At 63.0% G+C, this 26,997-nt stretch carries 24 protein-coding genes; 18 read left to right on the top strand and 6 right to left on the bottom strand.

Features of this window, described 5'->3' with window-relative positions:
• Positions 1-29: 29 nt before the first annotated feature.
• The 3 genes from IB277_RS18275 to IB277_RS18265 all read left to right on the top strand — a co-directional run bounded on the left by IB277_RS18275 (position 30) and on the right by IB277_RS18265 (position 2,214).
• Positions 30-644, top strand: coding sequence for a tetratricopeptide repeat protein (locus IB277_RS18275; RefSeq protein ID WP_034806119.1), 615 nt, complete (start codon positions 30-32; stop codon positions 642-644).
• A 199-nt stretch (positions 645-843) separates the two neighbouring features.
• On the top strand, positions 844-1,179 hold the full coding sequence (locus IB277_RS18270; protein ID WP_143034267.1) for a hypothetical protein: 336 nt from the start codon (positions 844-846) through the stop codon (positions 1,177-1,179).
• 30 nt (positions 1,180-1,209) lie between these two features.
• Complete coding sequence (locus IB277_RS18265; RefSeq protein WP_090299710.1) at positions 1,210-2,214, top strand: alpha/beta fold hydrolase; 1,005 nt, start codon at positions 1,210-1,212, stop codon at positions 2,212-2,214.
• Positions 2,215-2,368: 154 nt separating this feature from the next.
• Here the strand turns inward: IB277_RS18265 and pyk are convergent, their stop codons facing one another.
• On the bottom strand, positions 2,369-3,808 hold the full coding sequence (gene pyk / locus IB277_RS18260; RefSeq protein ID WP_060518631.1) for a pyruvate kinase: 1,440 nt from the start codon (positions 3,806-3,808) through the stop codon (positions 2,369-2,371).
• Positions 3,808-4,284 (bottom strand): DUF1036 domain-containing protein, encoded by a 477-nt coding sequence (locus IB277_RS18255; protein WP_051659725.1) that lies wholly within the window; start codon positions 4,282-4,284, stop codon positions 3,808-3,810. The genes pyk and IB277_RS18255 overlap by 1 nt, the downstream gene beginning before the upstream one ends.
• A 192-nt stretch (positions 4,285-4,476) precedes the next feature.
• Here IB277_RS18255 and IB277_RS18250 point away from each other — a divergent pair, with 192 nt between their 5' ends.
• The 3 genes from IB277_RS18250 to IB277_RS18240 all read left to right on the top strand — a co-directional run bounded on the left by IB277_RS18250 (position 4,477) and on the right by IB277_RS18240 (position 6,086).
• The gene (locus IB277_RS18250; protein ID WP_090299708.1) at positions 4,477-5,286 is read left to right on the top strand and encodes an N-formylglutamate amidohydrolase; all 810 of its coding nucleotides are present in this window, start codon (positions 4,477-4,479) and stop codon (positions 5,284-5,286) included.
• On the top strand, positions 5,283-5,591 hold the full coding sequence (locus IB277_RS18245) for a DUF1244 domain-containing protein (protein ID WP_090299706.1): 309 nt from the start codon (positions 5,283-5,285) through the stop codon (positions 5,589-5,591). Before IB277_RS18250 ends, IB277_RS18245 begins: the two co-directional genes overlap by 4 nt.
• Positions 5,592-5,822: 231 nt before the next feature.
• Positions 5,823-6,086: a DUF2312 domain-containing protein gene (locus IB277_RS18240; protein WP_034806111.1), complete on the top strand. Its 264-nt coding sequence runs from the start codon at positions 5,823-5,825 to the stop codon at positions 6,084-6,086.
• Positions 6,087-6,254: 168 nt separating this feature from the next.
• Here IB277_RS18240 and IB277_RS18235 read toward each other — a convergent pair whose 3' ends face one another.
• Together IB277_RS18235 and IB277_RS18230 are read right to left on the bottom strand one after the other, a co-directional pair.
• On the bottom strand, positions 6,255-8,111 hold the full coding sequence (locus tag IB277_RS18235) for a DUF882 domain-containing protein (RefSeq protein ID WP_090299705.1): 1,857 nt from the start codon (positions 8,109-8,111) through the stop codon (positions 6,255-6,257).
• Between the two features lie 180 nt (positions 8,112-8,291).
• Positions 8,292-9,836: a sigma-54 dependent transcriptional regulator gene (locus tag IB277_RS18230; protein WP_034806104.1), complete on the bottom strand. Its 1,545-nt coding sequence runs from the start codon at positions 9,834-9,836 to the stop codon at positions 8,292-8,294.
• A gap of 187 nt (positions 9,837-10,023) precedes the next feature.
• Here IB277_RS18230 and IB277_RS18225 point away from each other — a divergent pair, with 187 nt between their 5' ends.
• The 3 genes from IB277_RS18225 to IB277_RS18215 are packed head-to-tail and all read left to right on the top strand — an operon-like array spanning position 10,024 to position 13,757.
• On the top strand, positions 10,024-11,883 hold the full coding sequence (locus IB277_RS18225; RefSeq protein ID WP_192371331.1) for a M3 family oligoendopeptidase: 1,860 nt from the start codon (positions 10,024-10,026) through the stop codon (positions 11,881-11,883).
• A gap of 45 nt (positions 11,884-11,928) precedes the next feature.
• Positions 11,929-13,128: an aminodeoxychorismate synthase component I gene (locus IB277_RS18220; protein ID WP_110819204.1), complete on the top strand. Its 1,200-nt coding sequence runs from the start codon at positions 11,929-11,931 to the stop codon at positions 13,126-13,128.
• Entirely contained in the window at positions 13,125-13,757 is a 633-nt protein-coding gene (locus IB277_RS18215; protein WP_060518639.1) for an aminotransferase class IV family protein, read from the top strand. Before IB277_RS18220 ends, IB277_RS18215 begins: the two co-directional genes overlap by 4 nt.
• Here the strand turns inward: IB277_RS18215 and IB277_RS18210 are convergent.
• A complete protein-coding gene (locus IB277_RS18210; protein ID WP_034806098.1) occupies positions 13,722-14,672 on the bottom strand; it encodes a sensor domain-containing diguanylate cyclase in 951 nt (316 codons plus the stop codon). The two genes, IB277_RS18215 and IB277_RS18210, sit on opposite strands and share 36 nt — an antisense overlap.
• Before the next feature lie 148 nt (positions 14,673-14,820).
• Here IB277_RS18210 and IB277_RS18205 point away from each other — a divergent pair, with 148 nt between their 5' ends.
• The 8 genes from IB277_RS18205 to IB277_RS18170 all read left to right on the top strand — a co-directional run bounded on the left by IB277_RS18205 (position 14,821) and on the right by IB277_RS18170 (position 24,377).
• Entirely contained in the window at positions 14,821-15,699 is an 879-nt protein-coding gene (locus IB277_RS18205) for a DUF3445 domain-containing protein (RefSeq protein ID WP_060581091.1), read from the top strand.
• Positions 15,700-15,890: 191 nt separating this feature from the next.
• Complete coding sequence (locus tag IB277_RS18200) at positions 15,891-17,342, top strand: homospermidine synthase (protein ID WP_090299701.1); 1,452 nt, start codon at positions 15,891-15,893, stop codon at positions 17,340-17,342.
• A 173-nt stretch (positions 17,343-17,515) separates the two neighbouring features.
• Positions 17,516-17,887 carry an outer membrane lipoprotein Omp10 gene (gene omp10, locus IB277_RS18195; RefSeq protein WP_090299699.1) on the top strand — a complete coding sequence of 124 codons (372 nt, stop codon included), beginning with the start codon at positions 17,516-17,518 and terminating at the stop codon, positions 17,885-17,887.
• A 230-nt stretch (positions 17,888-18,117) separates the two neighbouring features.
• Positions 18,118-19,992, top strand: coding sequence for a 5'-nucleotidase C-terminal domain-containing protein (locus IB277_RS18190; RefSeq protein WP_110819203.1), 1,875 nt, complete (start codon positions 18,118-18,120; stop codon positions 19,990-19,992).
• Positions 19,993-20,114: 122 nt separating this feature from the next.
• Positions 20,115-21,152, top strand: a complete 1,038-nt coding sequence (hemH, locus tag IB277_RS18185) for a ferrochelatase (RefSeq protein WP_192371330.1) — start codon at positions 20,115-20,117, stop codon at positions 21,150-21,152.
• 194 nt (positions 21,153-21,346) lie between these two features.
• Positions 21,347-22,345, top strand: coding sequence for an SPFH domain-containing protein (locus IB277_RS18180; RefSeq protein ID WP_089044972.1), 999 nt, complete (start codon positions 21,347-21,349; stop codon positions 22,343-22,345).
• Positions 22,346-22,348: 3 nt separating this feature from the next.
• Positions 22,349-22,819, top strand: a complete 471-nt coding sequence (locus IB277_RS18175) for an NfeD family protein (RefSeq protein ID WP_060581306.1) — start codon at positions 22,349-22,351, stop codon at positions 22,817-22,819.
• A 94-nt stretch (positions 22,820-22,913) separates the two neighbouring features.
• Positions 22,914-24,377 (top strand): outer membrane beta-barrel protein, encoded by a 1,464-nt coding sequence (locus IB277_RS18170; RefSeq protein WP_089044971.1) that lies wholly within the window; start codon positions 22,914-22,916, stop codon positions 24,375-24,377.
• 78 nt (positions 24,378-24,455) lie between these two features.
• Here the strand turns inward: IB277_RS18170 and galU are convergent, their stop codons facing one another.
• Entirely contained in the window at positions 24,456-25,343 is an 888-nt protein-coding gene (galU, locus tag IB277_RS18165) for a UTP--glucose-1-phosphate uridylyltransferase GalU (RefSeq protein WP_034786782.1), read from the bottom strand.
• A gap of 398 nt (positions 25,344-25,741) precedes the next feature.
• Here galU and IB277_RS18160 point away from each other — a divergent pair, with 398 nt between their 5' ends.
• Entirely contained in the window at positions 25,742-26,962 is a 1,221-nt protein-coding gene (locus tag IB277_RS18160) for a lytic murein transglycosylase (RefSeq protein WP_060581304.1), read from the top strand.
• Positions 26,963-26,997: the final 35 nt, after the last annotated feature.

The raw sequence follows: 26,997 nt of genomic DNA, 5'->3' as shown, positions 1-26,997 counted from the left end.
ATTTTGAAGTTATTCCGTGGCGAGCTAACATGCTCGCCATGCGAGTTTTTATACCCTTGATTCTGGCGTGTTCCGCCCTGCTCGCCACCTCCACGGGAGCTGGCAATGTTTCCTTCGCGGCGGAAGCCTCGACCCAACCGGAAGCAACCAGCCTCACCACCCCGAAGCAGCGCCTCGACACCCTGTTCGCCGACCTGAAAAAGGAACGCGACCCCGACAAGGCACGCGAGCTCTCCAACCAGATCCGCATCGAGTGGCAGGATTCCGGCAGCGCCACCGTCAACCTGCTGATGCAATGGGCCGACAAGGCGATCACCGACAACAAGCAGCCGGCCGCTCTCGATATCCTCGACCAGGTTATCGCCCTTGCACCCAATTATGTCGAAGGCTGGAACCGCCGCGCGACACTGCATTACGCGATGGGCAACTACCGGAAATCCATGTCGGACATCAATCGCGTGCTGTCGATCGAGCCCCGCCACTTTGGCGCGCTTGCCGGCATGGCGGCGATCCTCGGCGCCTCCGGCAAGGATGAGCTTGCCATGCGTGCCTGGGAACAGTTCCTGGACATTTATCCCGCCGATCGCAAGGCGCAGGAACAACTGGGCGAACTTGCCGAAAAACTCGCCGGCAGCAAGACCTGACAACGCGTGTTCCAGTCGATTGCCAAGCCCGCCACCGCCCATCCTCTCCGACAGGACATCGCTTCTGAAGATCGCGACAGCCGCGCGCCATTTCATCGAACCGATCTGGATCGAATGGCATCGTCACGCCGGCGCGGACCGCCCCACGATCGCCTCGCAAGGCACCTGCGGCCGCACGAGCCTGTTCCTGCAGCGCGTCTTGAGCACCCAAGGCTTCAGCGCCGACTGGGTCTGCGGAACGCCGCGCAGCGGGCCGTTGGAGCCTGAAATCGGACCGTTCGGCTTCAACTGCGGGAAGAGCTGGCAAAGCCATGCCTGGGTCGAATGCGGCGATTTCATCGTCGACATCACAGCCGATCAATTCGGCGCGCCTCCGGTCCTCGTTGTCGATCGCACGGACAACCGCTACAACAAAGGCAACCGGGATGGGGCGCTGCCAGAGTTCGTGCTGGCCCGCCGGCGCGCCGTGGACGACATCTGGCCGCAATGGCAAAGGATAAGTGCCGGTGGCCCCAAGGGTTCGCTTACGCCTTGAAAGCCGGGCGCCGGAAGACAAATAGAGACTATGTTCCCAGTTGCGCTCCTGTCCCTTGCACTGATACTCGCCGGCGTCGCCTACAGCCTCTGGCACGCGCGTAGCTTCGCCCGGCGCTTTCCCAATGTCGGCGAACTGATCGACATCGGCGGCTACCGCATGAACAGCGTACACCTGCCCGCCGGCGGACAAGCCGACCTCTTGCCCGTCGTCTTCATCCATGGCGCCAGCGGCAACCTGCTCGACCAGCTGCATGCCTTCGCACCGGCCCTTGACGGCCGCGCCGAGATGCTGTTCGTCGATCGCCCGGGCCACGGCTACTCGGAGCGCGGCGGGCCGGAAAACGACTTGCCGGACGGTCAGGCGGATGCGACCGCAAAGCTGATGGACAAGCGCGGCATTCGTCGCGCCGTGATCGTCGGCCACTCCTTCGGCGGCGCGATTGCAGCGAGCTTCGCCCTTAACCACCCGGACAAGACCGCCGGCCTCGTCCTGCTGGCGCCGGCGACCCATCCCTGGCCCGGCGGCATCGACTGGTATTACCGCCTGACGGCCCTGCCCTTCGTCGGCTGGCTCTTCGCCCACACGCTGGTGACGCCGCTCGGGCAGCGGCGCATCGAGGGCGGCACACACTCGATCTTTTCGCCCAATCCACGGCCGGCCGACTACATCGACAAGACTGGCCCGCATCTCGTGCTGCGTCCCTCGACCTTCCTCAGCAATGCCCGCGACATCGCCAACCTGCACGCCTATCTGACCGCGACCGCGCCGCGCTACCGGGAGATCGCCGCACCGACGGTGATCATCACCGGCGACAGCGATGGCATCGTGCTGGCCGATATCCACTCACGCGGGCTGGCGCGCGATATCCCCGGCGCCGAGTTGCTCTGGATCGGCAATCTCGGCCATAAGCCCGACTATGTGGTCACCGATGTCATCGTCGCCGCGGTGGAGAAGCTGGCCGGCAAGCCCGGGGATCTGGATGCGGCAGTAAAGCGCGCCGAAGAAAGGCTTGCCGCCGCCAAGACACCCTGATCGTGCCAGGCCATCCGTTGGGCCGCACCTCATCTGGCAGCCTTTCTCGGCGCGCCCGTTATCCCGCTAGCTGCCATCATCAACAAAACACGAAACCCCAGGAGCGGATCAGCGCTCCTGGGGTTTCGTTGCAGTCCGAGAAAGAGAGCGGGCGTCAGACGCCGCTCATGCCGTCCGAGCCGATATAGGCGATACGCAGCATGTTGGTCGCGCCCGGGGTACCGAGCGGCACGCCGGCCGAAATGATGATGCGTTCGCCCGGCTTGCCGAAGCCTTCCGAGGCAACGATGCGGCATGCGCGGTTGACCATGTCGTCGAGGTCTGTCGCATCCTCGGTGACCACGCAATGCAGGCCCCAGACGACCGAGAGGCGGCGCGCCGTCTGCACGATCGGCGACAGCGCGATGATCGGCACCTGCGGCCGCTCGCGGGCGGCGCGCAGACCCGTCGTACCCGACGAGGTGTAGCAGACGATGGCAGAGAGCCGCAGCGTCTCGGCGATCTGGTGGGCCGCAAGCGAAATCGCGTCGGCACCGGTGGCTTCCGGCGGCGTGCGCTGCGCGTAGATGATGCTGGAATAATGCGGGTCGCGCTCGACGTTGCTGGCGATCGACGCCATGGTCGAAACGGCTTCCACCGGATATTCGCCCGAGGCCGATTCTGCCGAAAGCATGACGGCGTCCGCACCTTCGAAGACGGCCGTCGCGACGTCGGAGACTTCGGCACGCGTCGGGACCGGAGCCGAAATCATCGATTCCAGCATCTGCGTGGCGACCACTACCGGCTTGCCGGCGCGGCGACATGCGCGCGTCAGCTGCTTCTGCAGGCCCGGCACCGATTCCAGCGGCATCTCGACGCCGAGGTCACCGCGGGCAACCATCAGTGCGTCGGAGAGCTCGATGATCTCGTCGATGCGGTCGAGCGCCTGCGGCTTTTCGATCTTCGACATCAGGCCGACGCGGCCGCGGGCGATCTTGCGAACCTCTGCCAGGTCTTCCGGACGCTGCACGAAGGAGAGCGCCACCCAGTCGAATTCGCCGGTCGCCAGAACGGCGTCGAGGTCGGCACGATCCTTGTCGGTCAGTACGCCGACGGCAAGCAGCGTATCGGGCAGGCTGACGCCCTTGCGGTCGGAGATCTTCGTGCCGGCGACGACCGTCGTGACGATGCTCTTGCCATCGGTCTTTTCAGCCTTCAGGTGCAGCTTGCCGTCGTCGATCAGCAGCCGATGGCCGGGCTTGACCGCTTCGAGGATCTCCGGATGGGGCAGATAGACGCGGGTGTTGTCGCCAGGCTCGTCCTTGTTGTCGAGCGTGAAGGTCTGGCCGACCTTCAGGTCCACCTTGCCTTCCGCGAACTTGCCGACGCGCAGCTTCGGTCCCTGCAGGTCGCCGAGGATGCCGATCGGCCGGCCACAGCGCGCCTCGACTGCGCGGATGCGCTGCACCAGCGTGCGCATCACGTCGTGGCTCGCATGGCTCATGTTGATGCGGAACAGATCGGCCCCGGCCTCGTGCAGCTTCTGGATCATCTGCTCGTCCGAAGACGCCGGTCCGAGCGTTGCGAGGATTTTGACTTTTCTGTTCCGCTTCATCAATTCTGGCTTTCCTGCGTGCCGGACGGATCCGAAAGCTGAACCATCCAGCTTCCCTGCCGTCCCGTGTCGTACTCTTTGAATCCCATGCGCTGGAAGCCGCGGGCGAAGCAGTCCTGCACGCCCGTGATTTTGAATTCGTTCTCGGCAACGCACATGTTGACGTCACCGGTCCAGCGGCCGCCACGGGCCGCATCTTCCGCGTAAAGATAATAATATCGTGACTGTAGCTCGCCCTCGATCAGGGTCGCGCAGGTGTTGGCAGGCACCTGCCACCAGCCTTCCGTCATCCAGCCGTCCTTGGCTCGGTAGCCGATGGCTACGCCGACCAGTGTCTGGGTGCCGTTGCACACGCGGAAGTCGGCGCGTGCGTCGCTGGCGAAAAGAAATGAGCTTGATGTTGCCAGGAGAAACAGGAGGATGCCTCCCAGTGTCGTCAGCCCCGGCTTCGCTTTGGAAAAAGGATATCTGGACACGGTTTCCGATGGAACTCCGTTTTGATTTGCGTGGCACTTTCTTGCGACGGGCAGCCCCGAAAGTCAACGTAACTCTAATCGATTACAATCGGTAAATTGCTTTCGGATTTCGATAAACAGTTGCGTTTTTCTTGCGATTGACGCCCTCGCGTGCGATCAGCGAGACGGGGCGCTGAAACGGACTGGAACGGCATGCAACACTATTCTCCCTATGAGATTATCGAAGCCAAGCCCACAACCGGGCTCGTGCTCCTTGCCGATCACGCGATGAACCGGCTACCTGCCGAGTATGGCAGTCTCGGCCTTCCCGCCGCGGCCTTCGAGCGGCACATCGCCTATGATATCGGTGTCGAAGCGCTCGTGCGGCGCCTGTCTGCGATGCTCGATGCGCCGGCCGTTCTCGGCTGCTTCTCGCGCTTGCTGATCGATCCCAATCGCGGCGAGGACGACCCGACGCTGATCATGCGGATTTCCGACGGAGCGATCATTCCGGGAAACCATCCCATCACCGAGAAGGAGTGGGAGAACCGGCTGAACCGGTTCCATCGTCCCTATCACCGCGCCGTCTCCGAGACCATCGGCCGAAGCGCCGAGGCGCATGGCGCAGCACCGCTGGTCATCTCCATCCATTCCTACACGCCGGCCTGGAAGGGCGTCGCCCGTCCCTGGCACGCCGCCGTCCTCTGGGACAGCGACGGCCGCGCCGTTCGGCCACTGATCGACAGGCTCGAGGCACCGGGCGATATCGTCGTCGGCAACAATGAACCCTATGACGGCGCGTTGCGCGGCGATACCATGTTCCGGCACTGCATGGTGCCGGGCATTGCGCATGCCCTGATCGAGGTGCGGCAGGATCTGATCGCCGACTCTGAAGGCGTTGCCGCCTGGGCCGAGCGGCTGGCGCCGATCCTGGCAAGCCTCAACGCCATGCCCGAACTGCATCGGTACGAGCGGCACATCTCGCGCACCGGCGCCTATGATGAAGAGGACGAGCGACCATGACCGAACTGACCCCGGAGCAACAGATCGCCTTCGAGGCCGCCGCCTTTCGCCGGCTGGTCAACCATCTGCGCGAGCACAGCGATGTCCAGAACATCGACCTGATGAACCTCGCCGGCTTCTGCCGCAACTGCCTGTCCAACTGGTATCGCGAAGCCGCCGAACAGGCTGGCGTTCCGCTTGCCAAGGAGGAATCGCGCGAGATCATCTACGGCATGCCCTACGAGGAATGGCGCGAGCGCAACCAGAGGGAAGCATCCGCAGAACAAAAGGCGGCGTTCGAGTTCAACCGGCCCAAAGCTGAGTGAGGAAAGGCGTATGCGGGTTTCCGCGGCATTCCGCTCTAACTCGTAAGCCGCTTCAAAATGATGGCTGGATCGAGCCGACGCAAACCGTCGTGATCAAAGGAATAGGGCCGTTTCGCCCGCCTCTGCCACGGAAATGACCGCGTTGTTGCGCAATCACCCTTGACCTTGGCGGCCGTTCGCGGCACGTCACGGCACCCAAGAAATTCCATTCCCCCTATCAAGGAGAAGACCATGTCGGATGCTCACGGCGTCGCACGCGATCAGCTTCGTGCTTTCATCGAACGGATCGAACGCCTGGAAGAAGAAAAGAAGACCATCGCCGACGACATCAAGGACGTCTATGGCGAAGCCAAGTCCACAGGTTTCGACGCCAAGATCCTGCGCAAGGTCATTTCGATCCGCAAGCAGGACCACGACGAGCGCATGGAACAGGAAGCGATCCTCGACACCTACCTCCAGGCGCTCGGCATGGTGCCGGCAGCCGACGAGGAATAAGCAAGCCTTTTGAAGGCCGCCGACAGGCGGCCTTCGCCTTCCGCGCGTGAACCCGGCAGCAGAGGCTCTCAATGCAGCCGGGAGCCGACATAAGGCGAAGGCAGAATACAGACACGAAAAAGCCCGCCAGATCGGCGGGCTTTTTCGTGTCTAGGGTTTGGTGGAAGCTCAGTTGGTGCTGAACTTCTTCACTTCCATGAAGTTGACGGCATTGCCGCTGAACCGGGCCGTGTCGACGTTTGGTCCAGCGCTGCTGGAGAAGCCGGCGGCATAGACCGTCGTCGGAGCAGTACGCAGAGACTTGCTGACGAAGCGCGGCGCCTTCACCGGCTTGGACAGCGTTGCGACGCGGCCGGTCGAAAGCGCCCATTCGGAAATAATCTTCTGGGTCAGCTTCGGCTCGGCGCGCACCGACGAGCGGGTCGCGGCATCGGCGTCGTTCTTCTTCGGTCGGCCGCCCTTGGCCGGAGCTTCCGCCTGCGTGTCGAAGGCGCTGTCGAAGATCGCGGCGCGCGCATTCGTACCCGACTGCGGCGCATAGGCTGCCATCTCGATCGGCTGCGGCTGGGCAACCGGCTGACGTTCAGCTGGCGTCGGCTGGGCAAGCGCGACACGGGTCTTGGCTTCGGCCGCCACGTCGCGCGGCGGTTCGGCGGATGCCACGACCGGGCGCTCCGCGAAGGAGGGGATCACGACCTGTGCATCGGCAACGGCGGCAAGCGCCGCGTCACCCGCGGGCCGCACGGCCGGAACCGGCACGAAACCGAGCGCCTGCATGTCCGGTTCGGCATCGGCGGATGCGACGAGCGTGTTCATGTCGCGGCGGTCAAGCATTTGCGGTACAGGAACCTTCATCGAGCCGAGGTCGGCAAACTCGCTCGGCATTTCCGAGGTTGGCGGCAGGGCGGCAGCAAGGGCTTCCTGCGCGGGGCTCTTCTCCGGCGCCACCAGGGCTACGGCTACGCCACCATCGGCAGGCGCTTGCTTGAAGGCAGGCCGCACCGCCGGGACCGGCGCATTGATGTTCTGTTCGGCAGCAACCGTCGGCTCGGCGGCGACAGAACCGGCGACGCCGGGCAGCGCTTCCTGAGCGGCGGGCGCGGCAGCCGTCTGCACCTTGGCAGCAGGAGCTGCGCCACCTTCATCGTCGGCACCGGGGCCGGCTGCGATTGCCGAGGGTTCTTCATCCTCGTCACCGCCGCCGCCAAAGAGCATGGCGAACAGGTTGCCGCGGCGCTTGCCGCTCGCCGTATCGCCCGGGCCCGTATCGCCGCCACCGGCGACCTGGATCGCCGACGCGCCGACGCGACGCTTGTAGTCGGCAACCGCCTGGTCATAACCCGGAAGCGGCTTGCCGTCGGACGGCAGATGCATGGTCTTGCCGTCGGGGAAGAGGCGCGCCAATTCGGCACGGCTCATGCGCGGCCAGGCGCGAACGCCACCGACATCCATATGGACGAAAGGCGAGCCGGAAGTCGGGTAGTAACCGACGCCGCCCACCTGGAATTTCACGCCGATTTCACGCAGCGTCTTCAGCTTCACATCAGGCAGATAGAAGTCCATCGCCTTGCCGAGCATGTGCTGGCTCTTCTTGGCGACGCCCTTCGAACGCGAACGCAGCATGCCGTTGGTCGCCGGCGAACGATAGGCCGAAACGACGTGGATGTAATCGCGCGATCCGCTCTTCTGATAGACTTCCCAGACGAGATCGAGCAGGCGCGGGTCCATCTTCGTCGGCTCGTTGCGACGCCAGTCGCGCAGGAAACGGTTGATTTCCTGCAGACCCTTGGCGTCGTAGCGGCCATTGCGCTTGAAGGTGATCTGCGCCTTTTCCTGAGTATGAATGAAATAGAGCTTCAGTGTCCGGGTCTGGCCTGCGGCCTCCACGGGAGGAGCAAAACCAGGCGTAACGAGGGCAGCCGCAAGAGCAACGGATGTCAGAACCTGCGGCACCCGGCGGGTGACCGCCGCGCAGACTCTCGCTAAGGAGCCGAGCGGCTTCTTAAAACCGAACAAATTTGGCATTCAATCCCCGTCCGACGGACAACCGTGCTTCGCTGTCTCAGATGACTGTCAAATAAGGTGACAGCATGGCAAATTTGCCACAGTCGTCACCGCCCCTTATAATATAGTGAATACTTCACTAACAAGGTCTAAACGGCGGTGACTGAATAGCACGGCTAATGAATCGTGAATGCGTCGATTTTATGCCGCCTCTCTCAAAGGGTTATCGGGATCGATGCCATAATCCTTCAGCTTGCGGTAGAGGGTAGACCGGCCGATACCGAGCTTTCGGGCCACCTGGCTCATCTGGCCGCGGTAGAATTTCAGCGCAAAACGAATCAATTCCTCCTCGACTTCGGCAAGCTTGCGCACGTCTCCGCCCTCGTCGACGCTGGCGATCGCATTCTCCATGCGCGGGTCGCTGGAGGCTTCCGCCTCCATGGACTTCGCCGCACTCGCGAAGTCGGGATAGACGCTTGATGCCGTCTCGCCGCCAGCCGGCGCCCGCTCCGGTCCGCCCTCGCCCCAGGAGAAGCCCGAACGATCGGAAACCACGTAGCCGGGTATCTGAGTGGCGATCTGCGGGAAATCCTTCACCGTCAGTTCGTTGCCCTCGGCCAGCACGACGGCGCGGAAGATCGCGTTCTCGAGCTGGCGAATGTTGCCCGGCCAATCATAGGCGGTCAGAAGCGCGAGCGCACCGCTCGATACCGTCAGCGGCTGGTTCAGCCGCTGCTCGGCGGCGAAGCGCTCGACGAAGGAGCGCACCAGCACCGGGATATCTTCCTTGCGTCGGCGAAGCGCCGGAATGGTGATCGGGAAAACATTGAGGCGGTAGTAGAGATCCTCGCGGAACCGCCCTTCGCGCACTTCGTTGATCAGGTCCTTGTTGGTGGCCGAGATCAGCCGCACGTTCACCTTCTGCGGATGGCGCGCGCCGATCGTCTCGACCTCACCCTGCTGAACCGCGCGCAGCAGCTTCACCTGAACCTCGAGCGGCAAGTCGCCAATCTCGTCGAGGAACAGCGTTCCTCCGTCCGCATCGACGAACTTGCCGGTGTGCTTTTCGGTCGCGCCGGTAAAGGCACCCTTTTCGTGACCGAAGAGAATGCTCTCGACCAGATTGTGCGGGATGGCGCCACAGTTAACGGTGATGAAGGGCTTGCCGACCCTGTCGCTTGCCGACTGGATGGCGCGCGCCACCATTTCCTTGCCGACGCCAGATTCGCCCTCGAGCACGATCGGGATGTTGGACTGCGCGGCGCGGCGCGCAAGGTCGATCACCCGGATCATCGCGGGGCTTGCCGAGACGATATCGTCGAAGCCGACGGCGCCACCGCGCGGACGGCGCGAGGTTTTGACCTTGCCGTCACGGCTTGCCATTTTCAGCGCATTGCTGATGGCCACGGACAGCCGTTCCGGAGAGACCGGCTTGACCAGGAAGTCGAAGGCGCCGGCCTGCATCGCGTGCACCACGGTCTCGATGCCGCCCTGTCCGGTCTGGACGATGACCGGCGTGTCGACGCCGCGCTCGGCCAGCGCTTCGAGGAAGCCGTGGCCGTTCATTTCCGGCATCAGGAGATCGAGAAGGATGACATTGATCATGCCGCCCTTGCGCTCCAGCAGTTCCAGACCGCTGCGGCCGTTATCGGCGAGATGCGCCACATGACCGAGACGCTCGATCATGTTCGTCAGCAACCGGCGCTGCACCGGATCGTCATCAATGACCAGAATGTGTGATGTCACGGAAGCCTCCTGCTCTGGACACGCGGTACTCTTTGGCCAACCTCATGTGCCAAATCACGTCAGGCATCTGTGCCATAAAGGGCTGAACATCATGTTTTGAGAAATGCTTGCATTTTATCCATTGCCGGCGATAGCAATGGGGGCCATATCGCTGCCTCTTCCTGTCACGAACGAGAGAAATCCGACGATGACCTTCCGCCCCTTCGCCCCCGAGCAATTTGTTGTCCGCGCCGCCGCCGGCCAGACCCATGGCGCCGCTGCCGACCTCGGTGACCTGCCCTCCTGGCGGCTGGAGGATCTTTATGCCTCCGCTTCCTCGGATGCGTTTCGCAACGATATGAAGAAGGCCGATGCCGACGCGATCGCCTTCGAGACCAAGTGGAAGGGCAAGCTGGCCGAAGCGGCGACGCAGAGCGGCGAAGCCGGCATCGGCGCTGCCGTGCGGGAATTCGAAGCGCTCGAAGACATCATGGGCCGCATCGCGTCGTTTGCCGGCCTCACCTATTTTTCGGACACGTCCAAGCCGGAGAATGGCAAGCTTTACGGCGATGTGCAGTCGAAGCTCACCGACATGTCGGCGCATCTCCTGTTCTTCTCCCTGGAGCTGAACCGCATCGACGACGCGATCCTCGACAAGGCACTCGAAACAGACGCGCTCGCCGCCCATTACAAGCCCTGGCTGACCGACCTGCGCATGGACAAGCCCTATCAGCTCGACGACAAGCTGGAGCAGCTTTTCCTGGAAAAATCGATGACCGGTGCCGCCCCCTTCAACCGGCTGTTCGACGAGACTATGGCAAGCCTCACCTTCACTGTCGACGGTGAAGCGCTGCCGCTCGAGGTCACCCTGAACCTGCTGCAGGACCCGTCGAGCGACGTTCGCAAGAAGGCGGCGATGGCGCTGGCGGAAACCTTCAAGGCCAATATCCGCACCTTCACGCTGATCACCAACACGCTCGCCAAGGACAAGGAAATCTCCGACCGCTGGCGCGGCTTCAAGGATATTGCCGACAGCCGGCATCTGGCCAACCGCGTCGAGCGCGAGGTCGTCGATGCACTCGCCGAAGCGGTCAAGTCCGCCTATCCGCGCCTGTCGCACCGCTACTATTCGCTGAAGGCAAAGTGGCTCGGCATGGAGCAGATGGATTTCTGGGACCGCAACGCGCCGCTGCCGGAAACGCCGAACGCGCTGATCTCCTGGGACGAGGCCAAGGACACGGTGCTCTCCGCCTATAATGCCTTCGCGCCGGAAATGGCTGATATCGCCCGCCGTTTCTTCGACGAGCGCTGGATCGACGCGCCGGTGCGGCCCGGCAAGGCGCCGGGCGCCTTCGCCCACCCGACGGTGCCGTCGGCTCACCCCTATGTGCTCGTCAACTACATGGGCAAGCCGCGCGACGTGATGACGCTCGCCCACGAGCTCGGCCACGGCGTGCACCAGGTGCTTGCCGGCGGACAGGGCGCGTTGATGGCCTCGACGCCGCTGACGCTCGCCGAAACCGCGTCTGTCTTCGGCGAGATGCTGACCTTCCGCGCACTGCTCGACCAGACGAAGGACAAGCGCGAGCGCAAGGCCATGCTCTCCCAGAAGGTCGAGGACATGATCAACACGGTCGTGCGCCAGATCGCCTTCTACGAGTTCGAGCGCAAGGTGCACACCGCGCGGAAGGAAGGCGAGCTGACGGCCGACGATATCGGTAAGCTGTGGCTGTCGGTGCAGAACGAGAGCCTTGGCCCGGCCATCCGGATTTCCGAAGGCTACGAGACCTACTGGGCCTATATCCCGCACTTCATCCATTCGCCCTTCTACGTCTATGCCTATGCCTTCGGCGACTGCCTGGTGAACTCGCTTTACGCGGTCTACCAGAACGCCGAACAGGGCTTCCAGGACAAGTACTTCGAGCTTCTGAAGGCCGGCGGCACCAAGCACCATTCCGAACTGCTCGCCCCCTTCGGCCTCGATGCCACCGATCCGTCGTTCTGGGCACAGGGACTGTCGATGATCGAAGGGCTCATCGACGAACTCGAAGCGCTTGATAAGGCCTGATCCGGACAAGGGTCCGGATCGCTGCGCGATCGACAAGACGACTTTATGAACGACACTGCACCCTATGTGCTGTTCCGGGACGACAGCGAAAGCCGCACCACGGTTTTCGCAGCGCCTTCGCGCGTCATAACGGCCCGCACGAAGGCCGAATTTGTCCGCGGCCTTGCCGAGCTTGAACGCGCGCACAAATCAGGCAAATGGATTGCCGGCTTCATGTCCTATGAGGCCGGCCATCTCTTCGAGGAGAAGCTCGAAGGCTTTGCCGAGGAAAATCGCAAGACGCCGCTGATGTCATTCGGCATCTTCGATGCGCCGAGCGAGGATCATCCCCTCGCCGAGCCGCAGCGGCGAACCGAGAACGAACCCTTCTTGAGCGAACCGCGCGCCGGCTGGGATTTCGATACCTACCGCGAACGTTTCGACCGCCTGCACCTGCATTTGCGAAAGGGCGATTGTTACCAGGCAAACCTGACGATGCCGATCCGCGCCCGCTGGTCCGGCGACCCGCGCGCAGCCTTCTGGTCGCTGATCGACCGGCAGCCGGTCAAGTACGGCGCGCTCGTCGCGCTCGACGGGCCAGTGCTCCTGTCGCGCTCGCCGGAGCTTTTCTTCCGTGTCGATGCGGACGGCTGGATCGAGACCCACCCGATGAAGGGCACGGCCAAGCGCGGCGCGTCGGCCGCGGAAGACGCCGAGATCATCGCCGCCATGCGCACCGACGAAAAGACCCAGGCCGAAAACCGGATGATCGTCGATCTCCTGCGCAATGACATCTCGCGCATCACCGAGGTCGGCACGCTTGATGTCCCCAAGCTCTTCGACATCGAGACCTACCCGACCGTGCACCAGATGGTGAGCCACGTCCGAGCAAAGCTCCTGCCCGAGATCAGCCTCAAGGATATTTTCACGGCGCTCTTCCCCTGCGGCTCGATCACCGGGGCGCCGAAGATGCGCGCCATGGAAATCCTGCACGACCTGGAAGACGGTCCCCGCGACGCCTATTGCGGCGCCATCGGTTTCATCGCCCCGAACGGCGTGATGCGGTTCAGCGTCGCGATCCGGACGATATCGCTCTTCGAAAATGGCGATGCCGTCTTTAATGTCGGCGGCGGCATCGTCTTCGACAGCACCGCCCAGTCCGAATACGAAGAGTGCCTCCTGAAGGCCCGCTTTGCCGTTGGCGACGACAGGATCGCGCTCGGCGAAGGCGATGTCGCGCCCGCCGATGACGCGGTCGTCCGATGACGGATTTCTCGTTGATCGAAACCCTGCGCTACGAGCCCGAAGCCGGTTTCATCCGCCTGCGTCTGCACCTCGCCCGGCTGGTCCGATCCGCCCGCCGTCTCGGCATTTCGGGCGCCGATGGCGCGCAGGCCGCGCTGCTTGCAGCGGTCAAGGCCGGAGATGGCGGCGCCGCGCTTCGCGTTCGCCTCGAGCTCTTCCCGGACGGCCATATCGAGGTGAAGACCGCCCCCTTCGCGCCGCTCCCCCAAGATACGGTCTGGCGGGTACGGGTTGCCAGCACCCGGCTCAAGTCGGGCGATCCGCTGCTGCGCTACAAGACCAGTCGCCGCGCCGCCTATGAGGCAGCCCGCGGCGAGTTCGGCCCGAGCGAGGCCGACGAAGTTCTGCTTCTGAACGAGAAGGATGAGGTCTGCGAAGGCACGATCACCTCCGTCTTCCTCGACGACGGCAGCGGCATCCTCAAGACGCCGCCGATCGCCTGCGGCCTGCTTGCCGGCGTGCTGCGTACCGAGCTCATCTGCCAGCGCCGCGCGCGAGTTGCGCGACTTTCGCTTAACGACCTCGCCCGCGGCGACCTTTATCTCGGCAACTCGCTACGGGGCCTGATCCGGGTGAACCTCCTGGTCTGAGCCGGGAAGCGTGTGGCGCCTGACCTGGTCCCGTCCATCGCGCTTGGCGAGATAGAGCGCCTGATCGGCGCGTGCATAGAGGTCGCTGACCGTGTCCCCGTCGCGATACTCCGCAACCCCGACCGAACAGGTGTAGAAGAACTCCGGGATGTTCTCGAGCGGGCGGGAATTGCGCACCCGTTCGAGCAGACGATCGAGAATGCGGTGGCCCTCGCTGATGGTGGTATCAGGCAGGATGAGCATGAATTCCTCGCCGCCAATCCGGCCGAAGCAGTCCGAACGGCGCACGAACTCCTGCATCTGGCGCGCAAAGTCGAGTAAAACCTCGTCGCCGCGCTGGTGCCCGTGGCGGTCATTGATCGCCTTGAAGTAATCGATATCGATGATCGCGACACAGCCCCACATATGCGGGTTCTCGGCGCAGTTGGCGATGAACTCGGTGAGACGCCCCATCGTGTAGCGGCGGTTGGGCACGCTCGTCAGCTCGTCGACCTGGGCGGCCCGAAGCGCAAAGTCGCGGTCCTGGCGCAGTTCCCGTTCTTCGGCATGGATCGTCGTGACGTCGACGGCGATGCACAGCATGCAGCCATCCGCATCCACCGTCTCCGTCATCCACAGCCAGCGACCGTCGTGCAGGTCTGTTTCCATGGCGCGGAACGGCACCTTGCCGCGCCGGTGCAATGTCGAGGCGATCCAGGCATCGATATCTTCCGACTTCAGGATGGTGCCCTGTCCGGCGGCATGGTTCCGACGCATGATCTCTTCCCAGGTCGGGCTCTCGTCCGGACCGACATGGTAGGCCGCGCGAAACGCCGGATTGGCGAAGCGCAGTCGATCGTGCTGATCATAAAGTGCGATCAGCACGGGTGTTTTACTCTGTAGGGCCGCAAGAGCCTTGAGATGACTACCGGTCACGGTCTGTCACGCCTCCGGGAACTAATCAATTATGGCGCGAAGCGGATGCTTCTACCGTAGCTATAGCACGAACCGCTTGTGACAAGCGTTTCACCGTGCGAAACGATAGGGAATATGGTTAAATCGCAACCTCGACCGGTCGCTCCGCATGAAGCATACGCCTTACGACGGTTCTTCAAAACCCTTCACCATCGGCCTTGCCCAGCTCGACCCCGATCGCTGGATTGAGCCGGACGACCAGCTGCAGCACTATCTCTCCGAAAAGAAGCTGCTGCTTGCGCAAGCGCGCGGTACCGTGTTTGCCGCAGCCGACGGTACGCAGGACGCCCAGCGCGAACTGCTGGGCATTCTGGTCGACTACCTGCCGGCCGCCTACCCAGAGATCTACCGCCGCGACGGCGACAGCATGATCGTCGGCGGCGAGCCCGTGCCACTCGACGGCGATGATCCACTGGCCGTTTCGGGATCGCTTGTCCAGGACGATCTCGCCATCATGCAAAAGACCGGAGACGGCTGGCGTCTGAACGCTGCCTATGTCGCCTTTCCCTCGTCCTGGTCGCTCGCCGAAAAATACGGCCGCACCATGAACGAGATCCATGGCCCCGTCCCGGGTTTCGAGCATGGCACCCGCAATGCCGAACTGATTGCCCGCATGTTCGACAACCTGCCGCCGGGTCGCTTCGTCGAGCGCTTCAACTGGGCGGTCAATGTCGACGGCGCGCTGCACCTGCCGAAATCGAAATCCGAAGGCATCGCCGCCGGTGCGATCGAGATGACCGAGGAGCGGACCTTCATCCGCATCGAACGGCAGACGCTGCGCAAGCTGCCTGAGACCGGTGCGCTCGTCTTCACTATCCGCATCTATTCGGACCCGCTGACGATGCTGCGCAAGCGGCCGGATGCCGCAGCCCTGGCCGCGTCCTTCGTCGAGCAGCTGCGCGCCCTGACCTTGCCGCAGGCCGCCTACAAGGGGCTTGTCAGCAAGCGGGACGGGCTGATTGAAGCACTTCTCACGATCGCCGGTTAAGCACAGACGCAAATAGCGGTTGACCCGCCGGCTCTTTATTGTGACAGCAATCTATGCTCTACAGCGCCGCGTGCCCCACGGGCATCGCGGCCGTCGGCACATTCATACGAGCCAGAACAGCGGCCACAGCCGCTTCCTCATGCTTAGTCACCCACCGCCACAGGGAAAGTTTTCTCAGGAGTAAGACAAAAATGGCAGATACCACCTATCCGGTTTATGGCGAGATCACCGGTCCGATCGTGATGATCGGTTTCGGTTCGATCGGTCGCGGCACCTTGCCGCTGATCGAGCGCCACTTCAAATACGACAAGAACCGGTTGATCGTGGTCGAGCCCCGTGAGGATGCTGCCGACAACGAGATCTTCGAACGCCATGGCGTTCGTCACGTTCGCGCGCATGTGACCAAGGACAACTACAAGGAACTGCTGAAGCCGCTTCTGACCGAAGGCGAAGGCCAGGGCTTCTGCGTCAACCTGTCGGTCGACACCGGCTCGCTCGACCTGATGAAGATGTGCCGCAAGCTCGACGTGCTCTACGTCGACACGGTCGTCGAGCCGTGGCTCGGCTTCTACTTCGACGCCGAAATGGACAATTCCGAGCGCACCAACTATGCGCTGCGCGAAACCGTGCGCAAGGAAAAGGAAAAGAACCCGGGCGGCACAACCGCGGTTTCCACCTGCGGCGCCAACCCCGGCATGGTCTCCTGGTTCGTCAAGCAGGGCCTCCTCAACCTCGCCAACGACCTTGGCGTGAAGTTCGAAGAGCCGCATCAGGACGACCGCGAAGGCTGGGCCAAGCTGATGAAGAAGGTCGGCGTCAAGGGCGTGCACATCGCCGAGCGCGACACCCAGCGCACCAAGAACCCGAAGCCGTTCAACACCTTCTGGAACACCTGGTCGGTCGAAGGCTTCATCTCGGAAGGCCTGCAGCCGGCCGAACTCGGCTGGGGCACACATGAAAACTGGATGCCGAAGAACGCCAAGAAGCACAAGAAGGGTTGCAAGGCAGCGATCTATCTGGAGCAGCCGGGCGCCAACACCCGCGTGCGCAGCTGGTGCCCGACCCCCGGCCCGCAGTATGGCTACCTCGTGACCCACAACGAGGCGATCTCGATCGCCGACTTCTTCACGGTTCGCGATAAGGAAGGCGAAGTCACCTATCGCCCGACCTGCCACTACGCCTACCATCCGGCCAACGACGCCGTTCTGTCGCTGCACGAAATGTTCGGCAACGGCGGCAACGCCCAGCCGGTGCACCACGTCCTTGACGAAAAGGAACTGGTCGACGGCGTCGACGAACTCGGCGTGCTGCTCTACGGCCACGACAAGAACGCCTACTGGTTCGGCTCGCGCCTGTCGCTCGAAGAAACCCGCCGCATCGCGCCTTACCAGAACGCGACCGGTCTGCAGGTCACTTCGGCCGTTCTCGCCGGCATGGTCTGGGCTCTCGAGAACCCGAAGGCCGGCATCGTCGAAGCCGACGAGATGGACTACAAGCGTTGCCTCGAAGTCCAACTGCCCTACCTCGGCCCGGTCGAAGGTCACTACACCGACTGGACCCCGCTCGACGGTCGCCCGGGCCTGTTCCCGGAAGACATCGACACCAAGGATCCGTGGCAGTTCAAGAACATCCTCGTTCGCTAAGCTGCTGAGACGTAAGCGCATCCGGCCCGGGACACGAACGTGCCCCGGGCCTTTTCATCTCTGGCGGAAAAGCCCGAGGCCGCGGCCTGCCGCTCTTGCTTTCAACTCATGATCGCGGCATGGTCTGCCGGAATGAAACAATCCGCTCGACCCAAACGCGGGGGAAATCGCCTATGAAGCCATTCGCCGTTCTGACCCTAATCGCAACCGCGGCCGCGCTTGCCTCCTGCCAGTCGTCGCCACGGATCATCGATGAGGGTGGGCAGCCGGCACGCCAGGCTGCGGGCGTCGAGGGCTCCTGGGTAGACCCGAACGGTATCGTCTCGACATTTGCCGGCGGTACCTTCTCCACGCGCACGACCGACACCAACCAGTTGCTCGCCTCGGGCAACTACGTCAAGACGAGCCCGACGCTTGTCGAGATCAATATGACCTCGCTGGTGCGCAACACCCAGTCGAAGGTCGCTTGCGCTCTGGTCACGCAGAACCAGCTCAACTGCACCACCGACGCCGGGGCACAGTTCTCGCTCGCGCGTCGCGGCTAAAACAGAAAACACGAAATTGCAAAAGCCTCCGTCCGGAGGCTTTTTTCGTTTGCGGGCCACGACTTAACCTTAACGGTAAACCCGACAACCAGGGCATGGTTTTAACGCTTGAAGTCGCCTTCAAGTGATGAAAACATCCGGCCCGGCAAAGCCACCCCGACCGTGGGGACCGGATCCGTTTCGGCGGACCGGATGCGGTCGGGCGACAACCGGCAAAACAGGAGAACATCATGATCAGACACGTGCGGACCGGCCTGATGACCGCGTCCATTCTTGCCCTCTCCTCGGGCGCAGCCTTCGCCGATTATGAATTGAACATCCTGCATATCAACGACCTCCATTCCCGCATCGAATCGATCAACAAGTTCGATTCCACCTGCTCGGCGGAAGAGGAGGGCAAGAACGAGTGCTTCGGCGGCGTCGCGCGCCTCAAGGCCTTGATCGACCAGAAGCGCCAGGACCTCTCGGGCAAGAACGTGCTGCTGCTCAACGCCGGCGACAACTTCCAGGGTTCGCTGTTCTTCACCACCTACAAGGGCCTCGCGGAAGCCGAATTCCTCAACCTGATGAAGTTCGACGCGATGACCGTCGGCAACCATGAGTTCGACGAGAGCGAGGACGGCCTTGCCGGCTTCCTCGACAAGATCGCCTTCCCGGTCGTCACCGCCAACGTGCTGCCGAGCCAGAAGTCGAAGATCGGCGACCGCATCAAGCCGTCGATCGTGCTCGATGTCGGTGGCCAGAAGGTCGGCATCGTCGGCGCGGTTGCCAACGACACGCCTGAACTCTCTTCCCCCGGCCCGGACATCCTGATCGGCGACGACGTCGCCACCACCACGGCAGCCGTCGAGGAACTGAAGAAGCAGGGCGTCGACAAGATCATAGCGCTCACCCATGTCGGCTATCCGCGCGACCTCGCGGCCATCGCCAAGATCCCGGATGTCGACGTCGTCGTCGGCGGCCACTCGCACAGCCTGCTCTCCAACACCGATGCAAAAGCCGAGGGTCCTTACCCGACGATGGTCGACAACCCAGGCGGCTACAAGGTTCCGGTCGTCCAGGCCGGCTCCTACACCAAATATCTCGGCGATCTCGTCGTTACCTTCGACGACAAGGGCGTGGTCAAGGCCGCCAAGGGCGACCCGATCCTGGTCGACAGCTCGGTCAAGCCGGATGAGGCGGTGCTTGCCCGCGTCGCCGAACTCGGCAAGCCGATCGAAGAGCTGCGCTCGAAGATCATCGCCAAGACCGAGGCGCCGATCGACGGCTCGCGCGAGAATTGCCGCACCAAAGAGTGCGAAATGGGCAGCCTGCTCACCGACGCCATGCTCGACCGCGTCAAGGGCCAGGGTGTGACCATCGCCATCACCAACGGCGGCGGTCTGCGCGCCTCCATCGATGCCGGCGACGTTTCGATGGGCGAAGCCATTACGGTCCTGCCGTTCCAGAACACGGTTGCGACCTTCCAGATGAAGGGCGACGGCATTCGTGAAGCCCTGGAAAACGGTCTCAGCAAGCTTGAGGAAGGCGGCGGCCGTTTCCCGCAGGTGGCCGGCATGAAGTTCTCCTTCGACAAGTCGAAGCCGGTCGGCAGCCGCGTCGTCTCGGTCGAGGTGAAGGAAGGCGAGGCCTACGTCCCGCTCGATCCGGCCAAGACCTATTCGCTCGTCACCAACAACTACATGCGCAATGGCGGCGACGGCTACGACGTCTTCAAGGAGAAGGGTGAAAACGCCTACGACTACGGTCCGGGCCTCGAAACCGTGCTTGCCGACTACCTTGCCGCCCACCAGCCGTTCAAGCCCTATACCGACGGCCGCATCACCGAGGTCGCTTCGGCGGCCGGTGCGGCAACGGCCGAGCCGGCGGCGGACGCAAAGCCTGCTGCCGACGCCACGGCAGCCCAGCCGGCGGCAACGGCCAGCGGCACGGCGGCAGCGAGCGGCCCGCAGAAGCACGTGATCACCAAGGGCGACACGCTCTGGGATCTCGCCAAGGCCTTCTACGGCGAAGGCGCGCTCTGGAAGAAGATCTCCGACGCCAACGGCAAGCCGGCGCCGCGCCACCTGCATGTCGGCAAGGAACTGGAGATTCCGGCAAAGTAAGACAATTTGCCTCTACTTTCAGAGCCGGCGCGGCTTCCCCGCGCCGGCTTTTCTTTTTAGAAGGACTGGAAACCGAAGGAACGAAAGCGGCGTCCCGATACGGGGACCCGACGAGGATGAAGATGACCGATCAGCTTGCCGTGACCACCCCTGCCAGCCACCCGTCCGTCAAATCCGGAAAGGTCGGTATCCTGCTGGTCAATCTCGGCACGCCTGATGGCACCGACTACACCTCGATGCGCCGCTACCTGAAGGAGTTTCTGACCGACCGCCGGGTGATCGAGTGGTCGCGACTGTTCTGGTACCCGATCCTGTTCGGCATCGTGCTCAACACCCGCCCCGGCAAGGTCGGCAAGGCCTATGAGACGATCTGGAACAAGGACTTGAACGAAAGCTACCTCCGGACCTACACCCGCAACCAGTCCGAACTGATGGCGAAGTCCTTCGCCGACCAGCCTAACGTCATCGTCGACTGGGGCATGCGCTACGGCCAGCCGTCGATCGCCTCGCGCATGGACGCACTGCAGAAGGCCGGCTGCGAACGCATTCTCGTCTTCCCGCTCTATCCGCAATATGCCGCCGCCACCACCGCCACCGTTAATGACAAGGCCTTCGAGGCGCTTCTGAAGATGCGCTGGCAGCCGGCACTGCGCACCGTTCCGCCCTACCACGACGATCCCGTCTACATCGACGCTCTGGCAACCTCGATCGAGCGTCACCTGGCGACGCTCGACTGGGTGCCGGAGGTGGTTCTGACCTCCTTCCACGGCATTCCGAAGAGCTATTTCGACAAGGGCGATCCCTACTACTGCCAGTGCCAGAAGACCGCGCGGCTTTTGCGCGAAAAGCTCGGCTGGTCGAAGGAGAAGCTGCAGGTCACCTTCCAGTCGCGCTTCGGGCCTGAGGAATGGCTGCAGCCCTATACCGACAAGACGGTCGAAAAACTTGCGCAGGACGGTGTCAAGCGCATTGCCGTCCTCAACCCGGGCTTCGTCTCCGACTGTCTGGAAACGTTGGAAGAGATCGCCGAGCAGGCGGCCGAAAGCTTCCATCACAATGGCGGCGAGAAGTTCACCCACATCCCCTGTCTGAACGACAGCGCCGAAGGCATGGCCGTGCTCGAACACGTCGTGCGCCGGGAGCTTGCCGGCTGGCTTTAAGCGTCCCATCACCCCACTTGAACGGCGCGCTGGCCGCCAGCTCAGGATGAAGGAGCCGCGCTCTTCCCCACCGGCGAGTGCGGCAATCTAACATTTTGAATTTACGCGCAATCCGCGGAAAACCGATTCCGAAGGGAAACGGAATACGCTAGACTGCAGCCACAGGTCGAGATTGCAATTTAAGGGGGTAAGTCTTGGGCGGAATGGATATCGTCGTCATTGGCTTCGTGGTGCTCATCATCCTGGTCCTCTTCATGGGGATCAAGACGGTGCCGCAGGGCTACCGCTATACGATCGAGCGCTTCGGTCGCTACACCAAAACGCTGGAGCCGGGCCTCAATCTGATCGTGCCGTTCATCGACCGCATCGGCGCCAAGATGAACGTGATGGAACAGGTGCTCGACGTTCCGACCCAGGAAGTCATCACCAAGGACAATGCCAGCGTTTCGGCCGATGCCGTCGCCTTCTATCAGATCCTGAATGCGGCGCAGGCCGCCTACCAGGTCGCGCATCTGGAAAACGCCATCCTCAACCTGACGATGACCAACATCCGCTCGGTCATGGGTTCGATGGACCTCGACGAACTGCTCTCCAACCGTGATACGATCAACGACAGGCTGCTGCACGTCGTCGACGAAGCTGCCAGCCCCTGGGGCATCAAGATCACCCGCATCGAGATCAAGGATATCGCCCCGCCGAAGGATCTCGTCGATGCCATGGCGCGCCAGATGAAGGCCGAGCGCGAGAAACGCGCGCAGGTGCTCGAAGCCGAAGGCGCCAGAAACGCCCAGATCCTGCGCGCCGAAGGCGCCAAGCAGTCGGCGATCCTGCAGGCCGAGGGCCAGCGCGAAGCGGCGTTTCGTGACGCCGAAGCGCGCGAGCGCCTGGCCGAGGCAGAGGCGAAGGCAACCAAGATGGTCTCCGAGGCCATTGCGGCCGGCGACGTGCAGGCGATCAACTACTTCGTTGCCCAGAAGTACACCGAAGCACTCGCCTCGATCGGCACCGCCAACAACCAGAAGATCGTGTTGATGCCGATGGAAGCTTCCGCGCTGATCGGTTCGCTCGGTGGCATCGGCGCCATCGCCAAGGAAGTCTTTGGCGACAGCCAGACGGCGCCAGCGACCCGCCCGCGCCAGTCGACGCCGCGCACCACACCAGCTTTCCCGACCGATCCCGCGCAAGGGAAGTAGACGATGATCGAACGCGCCATTCAAGAACTCGGGCCCTGGAGCTGGTGGGTTCTGGGCTTCGTGCTTCTCGCCGCCGAGCTCGTCGCCCCCGGCGTGTTCCTGATCTGGATCGGTGTCGCCGCCTTGGCAGTCGGCATCCTCTCCCTCATGCTTTGGGAGGTCGGCTTCTGGACGTGGCAGGTCCAGCTCGTGCTGTTCGCGCTGCTCTCGGTGGCGGCCGTTCTCCTTGGCCGCCGCTTCGTTCTCTCCACATCCGAGACCACCGACGAGCCGCTTTTGAACCAGCGCGCCGAAAGCCTCGTCGGTCGCACCGCGGTCCTGGAAAAACCGATCGCCGAAGGCCGAGGGCGCATCCGGCTCGACGACACGTTCTGGGTCGTTGAGGGACCGGACCTGCCGGCCGGTACAAGGGTGCGCGTCGTTTCCACCCACGGCCGCAACCTGACCGTCGAAAGCGTAACCGCAAGCGGCTGATGCCACGACGTTTTTTCCGTTTGGAAACGATTGATTAACCACGTCGCTTTACGGTTGCGAAAGGATTGCAATCAGGCTCGTGGACAAACGGCATATGGTGCCAGGCTCATCTCGCTCGATCAAAGGAGGCGCGCGGCGTTCGACGTCGCTGGCGTTGCTGCTGGCCGGCACGGCGATGCTTGCCCCCGCATCCTTGAACGCCCAGACCGCCACGACCGCTCCCGCCACCGCTCCGACGACGACCACCTATGGCGCGGGCACAGCGCCTTCAGCCGTTCCGGCCGCGACGCCCGCAATCACCGATCCGCAGACCACCGGCGCCGTCAGCGCTGACGACCTGACCCCGGCCTCTAACGAGGATTACCTTCGCCTGAACCAGCGCGAGCCAACGATCGACGGTCTGCGGTTGCGGACCGATAACCCCGAATACGATCGCGCCCCGGGCATCCGAATCGGCACCTTCACGCTGCGCCCCAGCGTCAGCGAGACCATCAACCACGAATGGCGCAAGGACGGCGACACCAAGACCAGCCGCGGCTATCTCGAAACCGGAATCCGCGGCACCTTGACCTCGGACTGGTCGCGGCATCAGCTGACCGTCACCGGCGAAGGCGTGTTGCAGAACAACATCTCCGGCGAGGGCGAGGAAGAGCCCCGCGCCAATGTCGATGCGGAACTGCGGCTCGATCTCTGGGACGAAACGATCGCCCGTCTGCGCGCCGGCTACAGTTTCGAGCGCGAGGACGCCGACGACCCGAACGCGATCTCCAACGCCAAAAACCAGTCCGCGGTCAACACCTACCGCCTCGGCGCGGCCGTTGAGCGTGATTTCGGTCTGATCCGCGGCTCGGTCGGCATCGATTTCGACCGGCGCACCTATGGTGATGTCGAACTCGAAAACGGCACGAACCTTTCGGTCAAGTATCGAAACCGCAACACCGGTGTGCTCACGGCCCGCGTCGGCTACGAACTGTCGCCGGCATTGATCCCGTTCCTCGAAGCCTCCGTCGGCAAGTCGCTCTACGATCTGCGCGAAGATCCGCTCGGCTTCGAACGCTCCTATCAGACCTATGCCGCACGCGGCGGTATCGAGCTCGACCTCGGCGAGAAGCTCTATGGCGAGCTCGGCCTCGGCTACGAAACCTACAATTTCGAGGATGACCGGCTTGGCGAACTCCGCGGCCTGTCGGTCGATGGCCGCCTCAACTGGTCGCCGCAACGCGGCACCGACGTGCTCTTCGCCGTGTCGACCGACCTCAACCCGTCGACGACGCCCGGCGACGCTGGTTCGATCGATTACAACCTCACCAACATCATCACCCACCAGATGCGCTCGGATCTGGTCGCGCGGCTGACGAACAGCCTGACGCTGCGCAACTACCCCTCGAACGCCCGCTCGTCGGACGAGACCACCTGGCGCACCGGCGCCGGCCTCACCTACGACATCAACCGCTACCTGGCGCTGACGGGCGACGTCAGCTACGAGCGCACCACCCGCGATCAGGGCGACACCACCGACATCACCCGCGTCGGCGTCGGGTTGACGCTGCGCCGCTGAGGCAATCCCATCATCCAGATTAAAAAAGGCCGCGCCCGATGGACGCGGCCTTTCTTGCCTTCGAGAAGAGAAGGCCGATTACTTCAGGCTGCCGAGCAGGCTCTTCAGCGGGCCTTCGACGGTCGGACGGATATCGCCACGCTCGAGCGCGAAGGCGACGTTGGCCAGAATGAAGCCGTCCTTGGCGCCACAGTCATAGGTATCGCCACGGAAGTGGTAAGCGGCGAACTGCTGGTTGTCGGAAAGCTTGAGCATGCCGTCGGTCAGCTGGATCTCGTTGCCGGCGCCGCGCTCCTGCTTTTCGAGAATCGGGAAGATCTCCGGCTGCAGGATGTAGCGGCCGTTGATGAAGAAGTTGGAGGGGGCAGTGCCCGGTGCTGGCTTCTCGACCATCTTGGTGATCTTGAAACCTTCGCCGACCTTGTCGCCGACGCCGACGATGCCGTATTTGTGCGCCTGGTCCGGCGCGCATTCCTCAACCGCGATGACGTTGCCGCCGCTCTGCTCATAGAGCTCCACCATGCCCTTCAGGCAGCCCTTCTCACCCTTCATGATCATGTCGGGCAGGAGCAGCGCGAAGGGCTCGTTGCCGACGAGTTCACGGGCGCACCAGACCGCGTGGCCAAGGCCGAGCGGCGCCTGCTGGCGGGTGAAGCTGGTGGTGCCGGCCTTCGGCAGGATGCCGTCGAGCAGCGCGATCTCGGCCTTCTTGTTGCGCTCGCGCAGCGTCTGGTCGAGCTCGACCTGAATGTCGAAATAGTCCTCGATGACAGCCTTGCTGCGGCCGGTCACGAAGATCAGATGCTCGATACCGGCTTCCAGCGCTTCGTCGACCACATATTGAATGACCGGCTTGTCCACCACCGTCAGCATTTCCTTCGGCACGGCCTTGGTCGCCGGCAGGAAACGGGTGCCCAGTCCTGCGACCGGGAACACGGCTTTGCGGACTTTACGCTTGTCGGTCATCGATACCTCCTTGAAAGGATTTCACTCATAACTCTTGCCGAATGGTCCTGGACGTCAATCCGTCCCTAACCATACAGCGCTCCGTAATGGAGCCGCAATCTCTATGCCGTCAGCTGAACACAGCATGAACCGACGAAACAAATGCATATGCGAACTCCACGACCAAGGCTTGACATTTTCTGTGGCCGAAGACGCCACCACATTTTCATGGTAAAGGGTTTGTTGACCACGTTTCTGTAGATTCGTTGCAATCCGGCAATGCAACAAGCGCGGCCGGATCCGAAACAGGAGCCGCCGACGACTGCCCCCACCGTCCAGGCTGGCCCCAGACTGCCACCTTGCGGAGTGATTCGGGCCATGACGGCCGAAGCTCCGCAGAGAAACGGAACCGACAGCTGATGATCAGAAACCGCAGGACGTTTTTCCGTCATATCGCAGCCGCCCTCGTCCTATCCGCCGCCACGCTCGGCACCTCCCCCGCGCGCGCCGATACCGGGTTCCAGAACTGGATCAACGAGTTTTACGCGACCGCCGCCCAGGCCGGCATCACCAAGGCAACCTATCGCCAGGCCTTTGCCGGCGTGAAGTCGCCCGACCAGACGGTGATCGACAAGGCCAACTACCAGCCGGAGTTCAAGCACAAGATCTGGGAATATATCGATTCCCGCGTGAACCCCTACACCAAGCGCGTCGGCCAGGAGATGGCGACCAAGCACGCCCGCACGCTGAACGCGCTGGAGAAACACTTCGGCGTCGACAAGACCATCCTGCTGGCCATCTGGTCGATGGAGTCCAACTACGGCGCCGTGCTGGAGAAGGATGACCGCCTGCACTACGTCCCGCGCGCGCTCGCAACCCTTGCCTACGCGGATCCGAAGCGGTCGAACTATGCCAAGAAGCAGCTAATCGCCGCGCTGAAAATCCTGCAGAAGGGCGATATCACCCCACGTGAGCTGACGGGCTCCTGGGCGGGCGCCATGGGCCACACCCAGTTCATCCCCACGAGCTACCTGCTCTATGCGGTCGACGCAGACGGAAACGGTCACCGCGACATCTGGAACTCGGTGCCAGACGCGCTGGCGACCGCCGCCAACCTTCTGAAGAAAAATGGCTGGCAGCCGGGCGAGACCTGGGGCTACGAAGTCGCCCCGCCGGCCAACGCCGCGAAGTATTCGGGCCAGACGAAGACGCTCAAGGAATGGGCGTCGCTCGGTTTTGCCCGGCCGAACGGCAAGGGCTTCCGCAACGGCAGCACGCGCGCCGAGCTCAAGCTGCCGAGCGGTGGCAACGGCCCCGGCTTCCTGATGACCAAGAACTTCTTCGTCATCAAGCGCTACAACGCGTCGGACAGCTACGCGCTCGGCGTCGGCCTGCTCGCAGACCAGATCGCCGGCTACCAGGGCATGCAGCAGCGCTGGCCGCGTCCGGACGGTTCGCTTGACATCAGCGAGAAGTTCGAGCTGCAGAACCGGCTGAAGGAGCTTGGCTACTACAGTGGCGAAGTCGACGGCAACTTCGGCTCCGGCTCCAAGGCCGCGATCCAGGCATTCCAGTCGAAGAACGGACTGGCGCCGGATGGTGAGCCGACGCAGATGCTGCTGCGGGCGCTCCGCAACTAGCAGGTTCGAAACGGTTTCACGATCTGAGTATCCGT

Origin of the sequence: Ensifer sp. ENS07 (assembly GCF_014852185.1) — a bacterium.
GTDB classification, from domain to species: Bacteria; Pseudomonadota; Alphaproteobacteria; order Rhizobiales; family Rhizobiaceae; genus Ensifer; species Ensifer adhaerens.
Note: the sequence above shows the minus strand (reverse complement) of the source record. Positions and strands in the feature narration are given on the sequence as shown.

Coding starts and splice junctions, on each gene's coding strand:
- omp10 (WP_090299699.1), top strand. CDS start 17,516: ATGAAGCCATTCGCCGTTCTGACCCTAATCGCAACCGCGGCCGCGCTT.
- IB277_RS18175 (WP_060581306.1), top strand. CDS start 22,349: ATGATCGAACGCGCCATTCAAGAACTCGGGCCCTGGAGCTGGTGGGTT.
- galU (WP_034786782.1), bottom strand. CDS start 25,343: ATGACCGACAAGCGTAAAGTCCGCAAAGCCGTGTTCCCGGTCGCAGGA.
- IB277_RS18225 (WP_192371331.1), top strand. CDS start 10,024: ATGACCTTCCGCCCCTTCGCCCCCGAGCAATTTGTTGTCCGCGCCGCC.
- IB277_RS18240 (WP_034806111.1), top strand. CDS start 5,823: ATGTCGGATGCTCACGGCGTCGCACGCGATCAGCTTCGTGCTTTCATC.
- IB277_RS18220 (WP_110819204.1), top strand. CDS start 11,929: ATGAACGACACTGCACCCTATGTGCTGTTCCGGGACGACAGCGAAAGC.
- IB277_RS18160 (WP_060581304.1), top strand. CDS start 25,742: ATGATCAGAAACCGCAGGACGTTTTTCCGTCATATCGCAGCCGCCCTC.
- IB277_RS18170 (WP_089044971.1), top strand. CDS start 22,914: ATGGTGCCAGGCTCATCTCGCTCGATCAAAGGAGGCGCGCGGCGTTCG.
- IB277_RS18245 (WP_090299706.1), top strand. CDS start 5,283: ATGACCGAACTGACCCCGGAGCAACAGATCGCCTTCGAGGCCGCCGCC.
- IB277_RS18250 (WP_090299708.1), top strand. CDS start 4,477: ATGCAACACTATTCTCCCTATGAGATTATCGAAGCCAAGCCCACAACC.
- IB277_RS18190 (WP_110819203.1), top strand. CDS start 18,118: ATGATCAGACACGTGCGGACCGGCCTGATGACCGCGTCCATTCTTGCC.
- IB277_RS18275 (WP_034806119.1), top strand. CDS start 30: ATGCTCGCCATGCGAGTTTTTATACCCTTGATTCTGGCGTGTTCCGCC.
- IB277_RS18265 (WP_090299710.1), top strand. CDS start 1,210: ATGTTCCCAGTTGCGCTCCTGTCCCTTGCACTGATACTCGCCGGCGTC.
- IB277_RS18200 (WP_090299701.1), top strand. CDS start 15,891: ATGGCAGATACCACCTATCCGGTTTATGGCGAGATCACCGGTCCGATC.
- IB277_RS18215 (WP_060518639.1), top strand. CDS start 13,125: ATGACGGATTTCTCGTTGATCGAAACCCTGCGCTACGAGCCCGAAGCC.
- pyk (WP_060518631.1), bottom strand. CDS start 3,808: ATGAAGCGGAACAGAAAAGTCAAAATCCTCGCAACGCTCGGACCGGCG.
- IB277_RS18205 (WP_060581091.1), top strand. CDS start 14,821: ATGAAGCATACGCCTTACGACGGTTCTTCAAAACCCTTCACCATCGGC.
- hemH (WP_192371330.1), top strand. CDS start 20,115: ATGACCGATCAGCTTGCCGTGACCACCCCTGCCAGCCACCCGTCCGTC.
- IB277_RS18235 (WP_090299705.1), bottom strand. CDS start 8,111: ATGCCAAATTTGTTCGGTTTTAAGAAGCCGCTCGGCTCCTTAGCGAGA.